Origin of the sequence: Arthrobacter sp. NEB 688 (genome assembly GCF_013201035.1) — a bacterium.
Classification (GTDB): domain Bacteria; phylum Actinomycetota; class Actinomycetes; order Actinomycetales; family Dermatophilaceae; genus Phycicoccus.
Genome location: NZ_CP053707.1, coordinates 3,480,854 through 3,493,853, shown reverse-complemented (window position 1 = coordinate 3,493,853; position 13,000 = coordinate 3,480,854). Strand labels below are relative to the sequence as shown.

General features: G+C 73.8%; 11 protein-coding genes and 2 tRNA genes. 6 read left to right on the top strand and 7 right to left on the bottom strand.

Annotated features, from left to right (window positions below):
* Positions 1-3: 3 nt before the first annotated feature.
* From HL663_RS16435 to pepN, 5 genes are all read right to left on the bottom strand, one after another.
* Positions 4-828, bottom strand: a complete 825-nt coding sequence (locus HL663_RS16435) for a glycerophosphodiester phosphodiesterase family protein (RefSeq protein ID WP_173029368.1) — start codon at positions 826-828, stop codon at positions 4-6.
* A 2-nt stretch (positions 829-830) separates the two neighbouring features.
* On the bottom strand, positions 831-2,612 hold the full coding sequence (locus HL663_RS16430) for a glycoside hydrolase family 13 protein (protein WP_173029367.1): 1,782 nt from the start codon (positions 2,610-2,612) through the stop codon (positions 831-833).
* Positions 2,613-3,001: 389 nt separating this feature from the next.
* Positions 3,002-3,400, bottom strand: a complete 399-nt coding sequence (locus HL663_RS16425; RefSeq protein ID WP_173029366.1) for a globin — start codon at positions 3,398-3,400, stop codon at positions 3,002-3,004.
* On the bottom strand, positions 3,397-4,350 hold the full coding sequence (locus HL663_RS16420) for a mechanosensitive ion channel family protein (protein ID WP_173029365.1): 954 nt from the start codon (positions 4,348-4,350) through the stop codon (positions 3,397-3,399). Before HL663_RS16420 ends, HL663_RS16425 begins: the two co-directional genes overlap by 4 nt.
* Positions 4,337-6,889: an aminopeptidase N gene (gene pepN / locus HL663_RS16415; protein ID WP_173029364.1), complete on the bottom strand. Its 2,553-nt coding sequence runs from the start codon at positions 6,887-6,889 to the stop codon at positions 4,337-4,339. Before pepN ends, HL663_RS16420 begins: the two co-directional genes overlap by 14 nt.
* 112 nt (positions 6,890-7,001) lie before the next feature.
* Here pepN and HL663_RS16410 point away from each other — a divergent pair, with 112 nt between their 5' ends.
* The 4 genes from HL663_RS16410 (at position 7,002) to trmB (ending at position 10,050) form a co-directional block, all read left to right on the top strand.
* On the top strand, positions 7,002-7,646 hold the full coding sequence (locus HL663_RS16410) for a mycothiol-dependent nitroreductase Rv2466c family protein (protein ID WP_173029363.1): 645 nt from the start codon (positions 7,002-7,004) through the stop codon (positions 7,644-7,646).
* 45 nt (positions 7,647-7,691) lie between these two features.
* Positions 7,692-8,120 (top strand): RpiB/LacA/LacB family sugar-phosphate isomerase, encoded by a 429-nt coding sequence (locus HL663_RS16405; protein WP_173030235.1) that lies wholly within the window; start codon positions 7,692-7,694, stop codon positions 8,118-8,120.
* Between the two features lie 84 nt (positions 8,121-8,204).
* On the top strand, positions 8,205-9,317 hold the full coding sequence (locus HL663_RS16400; RefSeq protein ID WP_173029362.1) for a PP2C family protein-serine/threonine phosphatase: 1,113 nt from the start codon (positions 8,205-8,207) through the stop codon (positions 9,315-9,317).
* 52 nt (positions 9,318-9,369) lie between these two features.
* Positions 9,370-10,050 (top strand): tRNA (guanine(46)-N(7))-methyltransferase TrmB, encoded by a 681-nt coding sequence (gene trmB, locus HL663_RS16395; RefSeq protein WP_286175730.1) that lies wholly within the window; start codon positions 9,370-9,372, stop codon positions 10,048-10,050.
* Positions 10,051-10,177: 127 nt separating this feature from the next.
* On the opposite strand, the gene HL663_RS16390 is transcribed toward trmB, so the two are convergent.
* A tRNA-Pro gene (locus tag HL663_RS16390) sits at positions 10,178-10,251 on the bottom strand.
* Positions 10,252-10,339: 88 nt separating this feature from the next.
* On the opposite strand from HL663_RS16390, the gene HL663_RS16385 reads away from it, so the two are divergent.
* Positions 10,340-10,413 (top strand) — tRNA-Gly (locus HL663_RS16385).
* Positions 10,414-10,450: 37 nt separating this feature from the next.
* Here HL663_RS16385 and HL663_RS16380 read toward each other — a convergent pair.
* Positions 10,451-11,425, bottom strand: coding sequence for a DUF389 domain-containing protein (locus tag HL663_RS16380; protein ID WP_173029360.1), 975 nt, complete (start codon positions 11,423-11,425; stop codon positions 10,451-10,453).
* Between the two features lie 195 nt (positions 11,426-11,620).
* Between HL663_RS16380 and tig the strand changes: the two genes are divergently transcribed.
* Positions 11,621-12,997, top strand: a complete 1,377-nt coding sequence (tig, locus tag HL663_RS16375) for a trigger factor (protein WP_173029359.1) — start codon at positions 11,621-11,623, stop codon at positions 12,995-12,997.
* Positions 12,998-13,000: the final 3 nt, after the last annotated feature.

The window sequence follows — 13,000 nt, the reverse complement described above, 5'->3', positions numbered from 1 at the left end:
TCGTCACGATAGCCCCCCGTCCGCGGGCGCGAGGGGCGAACCCCGCTGCGCCAGCACGTCGGCGAGGACGTCGATGCGGTCGGCGACGATCCCGTCGACGCCGAGGTCGAGCAGCCGGTGGAACTCGGCGGCGTCCTCGCGCCGACCGTCGTGGAACCACACGTGCACCTGCTTGCCGAGGTCGTGCGCGCGCCGGAGGAGCCCGGGCGTCACGAGCACGAGGGTGCGACCGGCGACGCGGTGCTCGGCCGGGATCTGGAGCACCGGCGCGGGCGTGTGCAGCATCCGGGACAGCAGGGCGGGCGAGAAGCGCAGGGCGGCGGTGCCCACCTGGCCCGCGGCCGTGGCGACGCGCTGGCCGAGGGCGCGGCGCACCGCGCGGATGCGGCGCGGCGAGAACGAGCCGAGGCAGACCCGGTCCAGGGCGTCGTGCTCGCGCAGCACCGCCACGGTCGGGTCGAGCGCGGAGTCGGCCTTGACGTCGATGTTGAAGCGCGTCGTCGGGAAGGCCTCGAGGAGGTCGCCCAGCAGCGGGATCGGCTCGGTGCCGCCGACGCGCGCCTCGCGCACCTGCTCCCAGGGGAGGTCGGCCACGGCGCCGTGCGCGTCCGTCACGCGGTCGAGCACGGTGTCGTGGAACGCGACGACCTGGCCGTCGAGCGTGGCGTGCACGTCGGTCTCGAGGTAGCGGTACCCGAGCGCGACGGCCCGGGCGAAGGCGGCCCGGGTGTTCTCCAGCCCGACGTTCGCGGGCAGGAGCGAGCCCCCGCGGTGCGCCAGTGCCAGGGGCGTCGGGTCCGCGAGGTAGGCGTGGTCGGCGGCCCGCACGGTCAGCCGGCCGCGGGCCGCAGCCAGACGGTGGTGTCGGTCGGCAGGGACGTGGGGTCGGCGAGCGGGCCCGAGGCGACGAGGACCTCGCCGGCCGGCAGCTCGACGGGGGCCTCGCCCGTGTTCGTCACGACGAGGACGGCGTCGGCGCCCTCGCCGGAGCGGTAGGCGACGACGTCGCCGCCGGTCATCGCGTCCCAGGACAGGGCGTGGCCGCCGAGGCCGAGCTCGCGGCGCAGGCGCAGCAGGGTCCGGTAGAGCTCGAGGGTCGAGCCCTCGACGCCCTCCTGGCGGTCGACCGCCAGCGCGGCGTAGGCCTCGGGCTGGGGGAGCCACGGGTGGTCGCCGGGGCCGAAGCCGAGGCTCGGCCCGTCGGCGGTCCACGGCATCGGGACGCGGCAGCCGTCGCGACCGACGACCTCGCCCTTGGTGTGGTGGTAGGTCGGGTCCTGGCGCACGTCGTGGGGCATCGTCGTGTGCTCCGGCAGCCCGAGCTCCTCGCCCTGGTAGAGGTAGGCGCCGCCCGGGAGGCCGAGCATCAGCGCGGTCGCGGCGCGGGCCCGCCGCAGGCCGAGCTCGGCGTCGGGCTGGGGGTCGTCGGCGGCGATGCCGTTGGGGCGCGGGCCGTCCTGGGGGAGGCCGAGGCGCGAGGCGTGGCGGACCACGTCGTGGTTGGAGAGGACCCACGTCGTCGGGGCCCCGACGGCGTCGTTGTTGCGCAGGGAGGACTCGATGACCTCGGCGAGGTCGGTTGCGCGCCAAGGCGACTCGAGGAAGTCGAAGTTGAACGCCTGGTGCATCTCGTCGGGGCGGACGTAGCGGGCGAGGCGCTCCTCGGGCTTGACCCAGGCCTCGGCGCAGAGGATGCGGTCCGGGGTGCCGTAGGAGTCGAGGACCGCACGCCAGGAGCGGTAGATCTCGTGGACGCCGTCCTGGTCCCACATCGGCGCGCGGTCGGCGCCGTTGTGGTCGAGGACCGCCGTGTCGGCGATGTCGTCCGGGCCGTCCTCGGTGACGACCTCGTCATAGAGGCCGACGGCGCCGTGCCAGTCGGGCAGGCCCTCGGCCTTGACGAGGCCGTGGGCGACGTCGACGCGGAAGCCGTCGACACCGCGGTCGCACCAGAAGCGCAGGATCGACTCGAGCTCCTCGCGGACCTCGGGGTTCTGCCAGTTCAGGTCGGGCTGGGTGACGTCGAAGATGTGGAGGTACCACTGGCCGGGGGTGCCATCGGCCTCCGTGACACGGGTCCAGCCCTTGCCGCCGAAGACGCTCGGCCAGTTGTTCGGCGGCTCGTCGCCGTGCGGGCCGCGGCCGTCGCGGAAGACGTAGCGCTCGCGCTCGGGGCTGCCGGGGCCGGCGGCGAGCGCGGCGCGGAACCAGGCGTGCTCGCTGCTCGTGTGGTTCGGCACGAGGTCGACGAGGACCTTGAGGCCGAGGCCGTGCGCGGTGGCGAGAAGGCGGTCGGCGTCCTCGAGCGTGCCGAAGAGCGGGTCGATGTTGCGGTAGTCGGCGACGTCGTAGCCGGCGTCGTTCATCGGCGAGACGTAGAAGGGGCTGAGCCAGACGGCGTCGACGCCGAGGTCGCGCAGGTGGGGGAGACGGGCCGTGATGCCGGGGAGGTCGCCGATGCCGTCGCCGTCGGCGTCGGCCCAGCTGCGCGGGTACACCTGGTAGATGACCGCGTCGCGCCACCACGGGGCGCCGGGGGCGTCGGCCGGGTGGACGGTCGTGCCGGGGGCGGTCAGGGGGCTGCGGGAGGTCTCGAGGCTCACCGTCCCCATGCTTGCAAACACCGGCCGCCCATGCGAAACCGGACGCGCGCTTCTCGGTGGGTGGGCCCGGCTCCGCCCTGGCGACGGTGTGCTCTCCCGGCCTCCACGCGCCGGGGGAGGTTTTCCTGCCGGTCCGGCGCCATCTGCTCCCGCGGCGCAGGGAACAGCTCCCGCGGTGGGAGCAGGTGGTTGCCGGGTGGGAGGAATCGCTCCCGCGGTGGGGGCAGTGGTCCCACCGCGGGAGGGAAACCTCCCGGGGTGGGCGCGGTGGTCGCACGGTGGGAGGTAAACCTCCCGTGGTGGCTGGAGGCCGGGGAGACACACCGCCGGCGGGGCGGGCTCGGCGTCGCACCGGGTCCCAGGGCGCGAGCGGTCGGTGGCCCCCGCCGCTCTGCAGATCAGGGCGTGAGGGGCGGGTGCCCGTGCCCGTCGTCGGTGTTGACGAGCATGTGCGCGGCGCGCAGGAAGTAGTCGCGCATCTGCTCCGCCTGCGGCTCGGGGATGCCGGCCGCGTCGACCGCGCGGAGCATCGCCCGCATCCACCGGTCGCGCATGTCGAGCGTCACCGCGTACGGCACGTGCCTCATCCGCAGCCGCGGGTGGCCCCGCTCCTGGCTGTAGGTCGTCGGCCCGCCGAAGTACTGCTCGAGGAACATCCGCAGCCGCCGCTCGGCCGCCGCGAGGTCCTCCTCGGGGTAGAGCGCGCGCAGCGGCTCGTCCGCGCGCACGTTCTCGTAGAAGGCGTGCACCAGCCGCTCGAACGTCGGTGCGCCGCCGACCTCCTCGTACACGCTCACGAGTGCGCTCCCGTCGCGAAGGGGGGCAGCGGCGGGCCCTGGATGCCGGCCGCGTCGAACGCGTCCTTGAGGCGCAGCCGCAGCTCGCGCTGCACCCCGAAGTTCTCGCCGGGCAGGCACTTGACGAGCACCCGCACGGTCACGGTCTGGCCGGTGATGGCGTCGACGCCGAGCACGGTCGGCGGCTCGGTGATCTTCGGCTCCCACTCGGGGTCGTTGCCGAAGTCCTCCGTCGTGCGGCGCACGACCTCGAGCACCTTCTCGATCGGCTCGAGGTAGGAGACGGGCATGTCGATCCACGCCGCCGCGTACCCCTGCGACAGGTTGCCGATCCGGATGACCTCGCCGTTGCGCACGTACCAGGTGACGCCGTTCGCGTCGCGCAGCCGCGTGACGCGCAGCGTGACCTCCTCGACCGTGCCGATGGCCTCGCCCGTGTCGATGACGTCACCGACCCCGTACTGGTCCTCGAGGATCATGAAGATCCCCGACAGGAAGTCCTTGACCAGGCTCTGCGCCCCGAAGCCGATGGCCACGCCACCGACGCCGGCCGAGGCCAGCAGCGGCCCGAGCGGCAGCCCGAGCAGCGCCATGACCGTCAGCGCCGTGATGATCGCCAGCACGAAGGTCGAGATGCTGCGCAGCAGCGAGCCCATCGTCTCGACGCGCTGCCGGTGCCGCTCGTTGGCGATGCCGGTGGCGTTGGCGAGGACCCGTCCGGCCCCGCCGCTCGTCGCGAGCCGGCTGGCCGTCCGGGAGGTCATCGTCGCGACGACCCGGCCGATGAGCCGGTGCGCCGCCCAGCGGGCGACGAACCCGAGGACGAGGACGAGGACGATCTTCACGCCGTTGGTGAGCGCCCACTCCTGGAGCTTGTCCCAGTAGGTGCTCACCTCCTCGGTGGTCGGGGTGGCGATGTCGAGCAGGGGGAACAGGTCAGTCACGGGCATCGCGCTCCTGCGCGGCGAGGGCACGCGCCACCGGGTCGCGGTTCTCGGCGACGAGGCGGCGCAGCCCGGCGGGGGCGTCGGGGTTGCCGTCGAGCCAGGCCTGTGTGGCCTCCAGCAGGTGGGCGTCGACGAGCGGGTGCGGGTAGAAGCCGGCGACGATCGACTCGACGAGGGCGTGAGAACCCTTCTGCTGCACCGAGTCCAGCATCGCGTGGTAGCGCTCGACGAACGGCGTCAGCAGCTCGGCCGGCGTGCCGGGGCGGGCGAAGCCCATCCCGCTGGCGTCGACGATCGCGTTCGGGCGGCCGGTCTCGTCGACCGCCTCGCGCCAGGCGCGCTCCTTGGCCTCGGACGTCGGGACGGCGGCGAGGGTGCGGGCCGCGCGCTCGCGCGCCGTCGCGGTGTCCTCGCGGCGCAGCTCGGCGGCGACCTCGTCCTCGGAGGAGGCACCCGCCGCGGCCAGCGCGGTGAGGAGCGTCCAGCGCATCTCGAAGTCGACGCCGAGGCCGTCGAGCACCTCGGTGCCCTCGTAGAGGCCACGCAGCGTCGTCGTGTCGTCGCCGGCGGAGGTGAGACCCGCCGCCGCGGTGACCAGCTGCAGCTGCGCGTCGCTGCCCGGGGTGGCCGCGCGGGCGACCTCCCACAGGCGGTCACGGGTCGCCGCGCGGGTCGCGTCGCGGTGCGCGGGAGCGGTGTACGACAGCACCGCGGTGCGCAGCTGCATGAGCAGGGTGCGCAGCAGGGTCGAGTCGCTCTCGCCGGGGAGGCTGGCCAGCACGAGGTCGGCGAAGCGACGCGCGCCCATCTCGCCGTCGCGGGTCATGTCCCACGCCGAGGCGAGGACGAGGGCCCGGGGGAGCGAGGAGGTGAAGCCGCGCGGGTGCGCCAGGGCCGTCGCGAGCGAGCGCTCGTCGAGGCGGATCTTGGCGTAGGCGAGGTCCTCGTCGTTGACGAGCAGCAGGTCCGGCTGCTGCCGGCCGACGAGGGCGGGCACCTCGGTGCGCTCGCCGTCGACGTCGACCTCGAGCAGGTCGGTGCGGTGCAGCTCGCCGTCGCGCTCCTCGTAGAGGCCGATGCCGAGCCGGTGCGGGCGCAGCGTCGCGTAGCCCTCGGCGAACGTCTGCTCGACGGCGGCGGACGTGATGCGGCCGTACTCGTCGACCTCCACGGCCGGGCGCAGCGTGTTGACGCCGGCGGTCTCGAGCCACAGGCGCGACCACGCGCGCAGGTCGCGGCCCGAGGTGGCCTCGAGCTCGGTCAGCAGGTCGTCGAGCGTCGTGTTGCCCCAGGCGTGCTTGCGGAAGTACGTGCGCAGGCCCTCCCGGAAGGCGTCGCGGCCGACGTAGGCGACGAGCTGCTTGAGCACCGACGCGCCCTTGGCGTAGGTGATGCCGTCGAAGTTGACCTCGACGTCCTGCAGGTCGTTGATCTCGGCGACGATCGGGTGCGTCGTCGAGAGCTGGTCCTGGCGGTAGGCCCAGTCCTTCTCGTACGTGCCGAACGTCGTCCACGCGTCGACCCACTCGGTGGCCTCGGCCTGGCACGTCGTCGACGCCCACTCGGCGAAGGACTCGTTGAGCCAGAGGTCGTCCCACCAGCGCATCGTCACGAGGTCGCCGAACCACATGTGGGCCAGCTCGTGCAGGACGGTCAGCGCGCGGCGCTCGACGAGGGCGTCGGGCACCTTGGAGCGGAAGACGTAGACCTCGGCGATGGTGACGCAGCCCGCGTTCTCCATCGCGCCCATGTTGTACTCCGGCGAGAAGAGCTGGTCGTACTTCGCGAACGGGTAGGCGCAGTCGAACTCCTCCTCGAAGAAGGTGAAGCCCCTCTTGGTCAGCGCGAAGAGGTTGTCGGCGTCGAGGTAGGGCGTGAGCGACTTGCGGCAGAAGATGCCGAGGGGCACCTCGCCGTTCCGGGTCGTGGCGCTGTCGCGGACGACGTCGTACGGGCCGGCGACGAGCGCGGTGATGTAGCTGGAGATCCGCGGCGTGCGCTCGAAGGCCCACGTGGCGGTGCCCTCGCCGGCCGGCTGCGGCTGCGGCGTGGGGGAGTTGGAGACGACCTGCCAGTGCGCCGGGGCGGTGACCGTGAAGGCGAACTCCGCCTTGAGGTCGGGCTGCTCGAAGACGGGGTACATCCGGCGGCTGTCCGGCACCTCGAACTGCGTGTAGAGGTAGACCTCGTCGTCGACCGGGTCGACGAAGCGGTGCAGGCCCTCGCCGGTGTTCGTGAAGCGGCCGGTCGCCTCGACGACGACCTCGTTGTGCTCGGCGAGCCCGGTGAGCCGGATGCGGCTGTCGGCGAAGTGCGCGGCGGGGTCGAGCGGGGTGCCGTTGACCGTGATCGACTCGACCGAGGCGCCGACGAAGTCGAGGAAGGTCTCGGCCCCCGGCTGCGTGCACGAGAAGCGGATGGTGCTCCGGGTCGGAAAGGTCGCCTCGCTCGCCGTCACGTCGAGGACGACGTCGTGGGTGTCGACGGAGACGAGGGCCGATCGGGCGGCCGCCTCGTCGCGCGTGAGGTTCGTGCCGGGCACTGGTGCTCCTGTCGTTCGCAAGCGTGGAAGGGCGCCCGTGCACGGGCGCCCCGAGGACCATCCTGTCACGGAGGCCGCACCCCGGGACCTGCGGCGGGGTCGCGGTGGCAGGATGACGCGGGTGAGCACCGAGACCACCCCCGCCACCGCCCGCGCCTCCGCCGAGTTCTGGTTCGACCCCCTGTGCCCCTGGGCCTGGATGACCTCCCGCTGGATGGGCGAGGTCGAGCAGGTCCGTGACGTCGACGTCACCTGGTCGGTCATGAGCCTGTCGGTCCTCAACGAGGGGCGCGACCTGCCCGAGCAGTACCGCGAGATGATGGACAAGGGCTGGGGCCCCGTCCGTGTCGTCGTCGCCGCGCGGGCCGCCCACGGCGACGAGGTCGTCAAGCCCCTCTACGACGCGCTCGGCACCCGCATCCACCACCGCGAGCAGGACTACGACACCGCGATCGCCAGGGCGCTCGAGGACGTCGGCCTGCCGGCCGAGCTCGCGCAGGCCGCGACCTCCGACGCCCACGACACCGAGCTGCGCGCGAGCCACCAGCGCGCCATCGACCTCGTCGGCGACGACGTGGGCACGCCGGTCGTCGCCGTCGACGGCGTCGCGTTCTTCGGCCCGGTCGTCACCCCCGCACCCAAGGGCGAGGCGGCCGGCCTGCTCTGGGACGGCTGCGTCCTCGTCGCGCGCACCCCGGGCTTCTACGAGCTCAAGCGCTCGCGCACGCAGGGCCCGATCTTCGACACGGAGGGCTGAGCCGTGGCGCGCGTCCACCTCGGCGCCGACCACGCCGCCTTCGAGATGCTCGGCGACCTCGCGGCCTTCCTCGAGGCCGAGGGGCACGAGGTCACCAACCACGGCCCGCACGCCTACGACGCCCTCGACGACTACCCCGTCTTCGTCCTGCGCGCGGCGCAGGCCGTCGCGGCCGACCCCGAGGCCCTCGGGGTCGTGCTCGGCGGGTCGGGCAACGGCGAGCAGATGGCCGCCAACAAGGTGCCCGGCCTGCGGGCGGCCCTCTGCTACGACGAGGAGCTCGCCCGGCTCGCGCGCGAGCACAACGACGCCCGCGTCATCTCCATCGGGGCCCGGATGACCGACCCCGAGCTGGCCCGCGCCATGGTGCGGACCTTCGTCGCGACCCCGTTCAGCGGCGAGGAGCGGCACGTGCGCCGGATCCGGATGATCGAGGCGTTCGAGGCCGACGGGACCCTGCCGCCGACCCCCTGACCGGCGCGCCGCCCGCAGCGGTGGCCGCTCGTCGGGGTCGTCCCCTACTGTGACGCTGCCCGGACGACGACGCAGGGGGTGAGCATGGCGACAGGTGTGGAGCTCCCCGGGGTCCCGCGGCACGAGCCCGACGTCCGGCGACGGCGCGTCGTGGCCGGCCGCTTCTCGGGCGTCGACCAGGGGCGGGCGCTCACCGGGGCGCTCGTCGCGGTCGTCATCCTGCTCGGCGTCGGGGTCGTGTTCGACCCCGAGCTCGTCGCGATCTCCTTCGTCTTCCCGATCGTCGTCGTCTCCGGGCTCGCCCTCGAGCCCCGGCGGCACGGGGTCGTCCTCGCGGCGGCCGCCGCGGTCGTCCTGCTCTGGGGGCCGCTCGCGCAGCTGAGCGTCGCCCGCGTCGTCGGGGTCTACGTCGCGGTCGCGCTCGTCATGGCGCAGACGGTCGTCATCTCGCGCTCCCGCGCGCTCGTCGGCACCCGGGGGCTCGGCGCCGACCGGATGTTCGCCGACCTGCGCGACCGCATCGACCAGGTCGGCCGGGTGCCGGTGCTGCCGGCCGGCTGGCGCGCCTCCTCGAGCATCCTGTCGGCCCACGGCGACCGGTTCTCGGGCGACTTCGTCATCGCCAACCTCTCGCCGGCGCACGACCGGCTCCAGGTGGCCCTCGTCGACGTCAGCGGCAAGGGCACCGGGGCCGGGGTCCGCTCGCTCCTCCTCTCGGGCGCGCTCGGCGGCCTGCTCGGGTCGGTCTCGGCCGAGGGGTTCCTGCGCGCCGCCAACGACTACCTCGTGCGGCAGGGCTGGGACGAGGGCTTCGCGACCGCGGTGCACCTCGACCTCGACCTGCGCACCGGGGCCTTCTCGATCGGCAACGCCGGCCACCCCGCCCCGGCCCTGTTCACCTCCGGCCGCGGCCGGTGGACCGTCCTCGAGAGCCAGCACGGCCCGCTGCTCGGGGTCGTCCCGGACGTCGACTTCCCGCGAGCCACCGGCCGGCTCGACCGCGGCGACGCGCTGCTCGTCTACTCCGACGGCGTCGTCGAGGCCCGGGACCGCGACCTCACCGACGGCATCGACCGGATGCTCGGCGTGGCCTCCGCGTCGGTCGTGCGGGGCGGCGACATCGCCCGCGATGTGTGCGCGAGCGCCCGTTCGGGGCAGGATGACGACCGGTCCGCCTTCTCGGTCCACCGCGGCTGAGGCCCGGCGAGCAGGCGGCCGACCCGCCTCCCCGACCCGAAAGGCCCGACCCGTGGCACCCGGCCCGGTCCTCGACCACGAGCCCCGCGAGGGCGTGCGCACCTTCACCCCGCGCTGGCGCAACAGCCCGCTGACCGACGAGCGGATGGCGACGCTGCTGCCCGGTCGCGCGCTGCCCGACGGCCCGCTCGACCCCGAGGCCGCCTTCGGCCGTCGCGGCCCCGTCGTCCTCGAGATCGGCTCCGGCCACGGCGCCGCCGCGGTCGCGTTCTGCCGGTCCCACCCGGAGGCCGACCTCGTCGCCGTCGACGTCCACGTGCCCGGCGTCGCCCGGATGCTCGCCTCCGCCGAGGAGGCCGGCCTGCGCAACCTCTGGGTCCACCCCGGCGACGTCCTGCCGCTGCTCACCGACCGGGTCGCCCCCGGCACCCTCGACGCGGTGCATCTGTTCTTCCCCGACCCGTGGCCCAAGTCGCGCCACGCGAAGCGGCGCTTCGTCCAGCAGCACACGCTCTCGCTCGTCGCCTCGCGGCTGCGGCCCGGCGGGCACCTGCTCGTCGCGACCGACATCGCGTCCTACGCGCAGCACTGCCGCGAGCAGCTCGCCGCCCACGGCGGGTACGACGTCGTCGAGGGGGAGCGGCCCGACTGGCGCCCCGAGGACGGCTTCGAGGCCAAGGGGCGGCGGGCCGGGCGGTCGGTGCACGAGTTCCGCTGCACCCTGCGCTCCTGAGCGGTCCGCGGGCGTGCCTCGAGGGGAGGCGACACGCAGGCGCCGGCGCGCGATCCTCTGCGTGTTCCCTGCTCTCGACGCACGAACAAGAGGCTCGAAGGGCGCTTCGCGCCCGACGAGCCTCGTGTCGGGGTAGCCGGATTCGAACCGGCGGCCTTCCGCTCCCAAAGCGGACGCGCTACCAAGCTGCGCCATACCCCGTGACGCGCGGGCGTCCTCGTCGATTTCCGGATCCCGCGCGAGCCGCCCTAGGCTAGCGGTGCCCTCGCGGTGCACGCCGACGAGGTGCGCGGGCGTAGCTCAATGGTAGAGCCCCAGTCTTCCAAACTGACTACGCGGGTTCGATTCCCGTCGCCCGCTCCACCGGCCCCGCAGGCGCCCCGGCTCACGTGGGGCCGCCTCAGTAGTCCGGGTGGCCGAGGACGCCCCGCCGACGCACGAGCGTCCGGCGCCGCACCGGCACCCGCGACCACACCGCCTGCTGGAGGGCCAGCGTCAGGGCGCCGGCCACCGCCATCCCGGCGAGGTTGAGCCCGAGCTGCGCGAGCGAGCCGGTCACCTCGTGCCACGCGCCGAACGACGCCCCGAGCGAGACGTTCGCGGCGGCCGGCACCGTCGTGACGGAGATGAAGACGCCCGACAGGCCGCCGGTGCGGGCCGAGGTGAGCGACAGGACGCCCGCCGCGGCGGCGATGACCGCGACGACGAAGCTCCAGCGGTCCGGGGTGTAGATGAACGCCGTCGCCGGTCGCTCGCCGACGATGTCCTCGTACGTCACCCAGCCGAGGAGCCGCCCGGCCAGCCCGGCCACCGCCGTGGCCAGCATCCCGGCGAGGAAGCCGAGGACGAGCGTGCGCGCGGCGATGCCGAGCAGCCCCGCCTTGCGGCGCACGATGGCCAGGCCGATCGCCGCCACCGGGCCGAACTCCGGCCCGAGGACCATCGCGCCGATGACGAGGATGGGGGAGTCCAGCACGATCGCGACGCCCGCGATGAGCGTGGCCAGGACCATGAACGAGGTGTAGGTCCAGTTGAGCTCGGCCTCGGAGTAGGCCCGGTGACCGACCTCCGTCCACACGACCGCGTCGGCGCTGGCGCCGGGCGCGAGCCGCTCGGCCTCGAGGCCGTCCCGGGAGAGCCAGGTGTCGACGGTCTCGATCCGGATCGTCCCCTCCTCGTGCACCCCCAGGGCACGCAGCCCGTCGATGACCGGGTTGGCGCCCTCGCGGGCGATGTCGGCGGTGACGACGTCGCCCGGCGGGATGCGCGAGGCGCCCCGGTGCACGGCGAGCCCGGTGACGTAGTCGTCGGACTCCAGCAGCGCGAGGACGTCGTCGGTCAGTGACCCGGGGACGGAGATCCGCAGTGACAGCACCGCGCCAGTGTGCCCCGCCGTCCCGTCGCGCGAAGGCTCCCGGAGGGCGATTCGGCCGCGTCGCGGCGGGCCGCTAGCATGGGCCTTTGGTGTCGTCCCCGGGCGCCGGCGCGACGCGCGGCCCGGGTGCGGCCGGTGCGTCCGGCCCCGCGACCCGTGACCGTCAACCCCGACACCCCAGGTGGAGTGCCCGAAGTGAAGAGTGCCGTCGAGACCCTGAGCCCGACCCGGGTCAAGCTGACCGTTGAGGTCCCGTTCGACGAGCTGAAGCCGCTGCTCGACGACGCGTACCGGACCATCGGTGGCCAGATCCAGGTCCCCGGCTTCCGGAAGGGCAAGGTCCCGGCCCGGATCATCGACCAGCGCGTCGGCCGCGGCGCCGTCGTCCAGGAGGCCGTCAACGAGGCCCTCCCGCGCTTCTTCGCCGAGGCCGCCGAGGCCGAGGACGTGCGCGCCATCGGCCAGCCCGAGGTCGACGTCACCGCCGTGCCCCTCGAGGACGGCCAGGAGCTGACCTTCACCGTCGAGACCGACGTGCGCCCGACCATCGAGCTCCCCGAGCTGACCGGCATCGCCGTGAGCGTCGACGACGTCACCGTCTCCGACGAGGACGTCGAGGAGCGGATGACCTCGCTGCGCGAGCGCTTCGGCACCCTCGTGGGCGTCGACCGCGCCGTCGAGGACGGCGACCACGTGTCCGTCGACCTGCGCGCCGAGATCGGCGGCGAGGAGATCGACTCCGTCACCGGCATCTCCTACGAGGTCGGCAGCGGCAACATGCTCCCGGGCATGGACGAGGCGCTCATCGGCATGGCCGCGGGCGAGACCAAGACCTTCACCGCGCCCCTGGCCGGCGGCGACCACGAGGGCGAGGACGCCGAGTGCACCGTCACCGTCCAGACCGTCAAGGTCCGTGAGCTCCCCGAGCTCGACGACGAGTTCGCCCAGCTCGCCTCCCAGTTCGACACGATGGACGAGCTGCGCGCCGACGTCGTGACCCAGGCCGAGCAGGCCAAGAAGTACGAGCAGGGCATCCAGGCCCGCGACAAGGTGCTCGAGCACCTCCTCGAGACCGTCGAGGTCCCGGTGCCCGAGGGCATCGTCAAGGCCGAGGTCGACGCCCACCTCGAGGGCGAGAACCGGATGGACGACGACGAGCACCGTGCGGAGGTCGACGAGTCGACCCGCAAGGCGCTCAAGGCCCAGTTCCTCCTCGACGCCATCGCCGAGAAGCTCGAGGTCCGCGTCGAGCAGCCCGAGCTCATCGAGTACCTCGTGATGAGCGCGCAGCAGTACGGGATGGACCCGAACCAGTTCGCGCAGGCGCTCGACCAGCAGGGCCAGGTGCCCTCGATGGTCCAGGAGGTCGCCCGCCGCAAGGCGCTCGCGGCCGTCCTCGACGACGCCACCGTCACCGACGCCAGCGGCAACGCCGTCGACCTCGACGAGCTCGTCCCGGACGCCGAGGACGACGAGGCCGTGGCCGACGACGCCGAGGTCGAGACGACCGACGCCGCCGAGGCGACCGACGAGGCCGGCGACGACACCACGGAGGAGTCGGCCAAGGCCTGACGC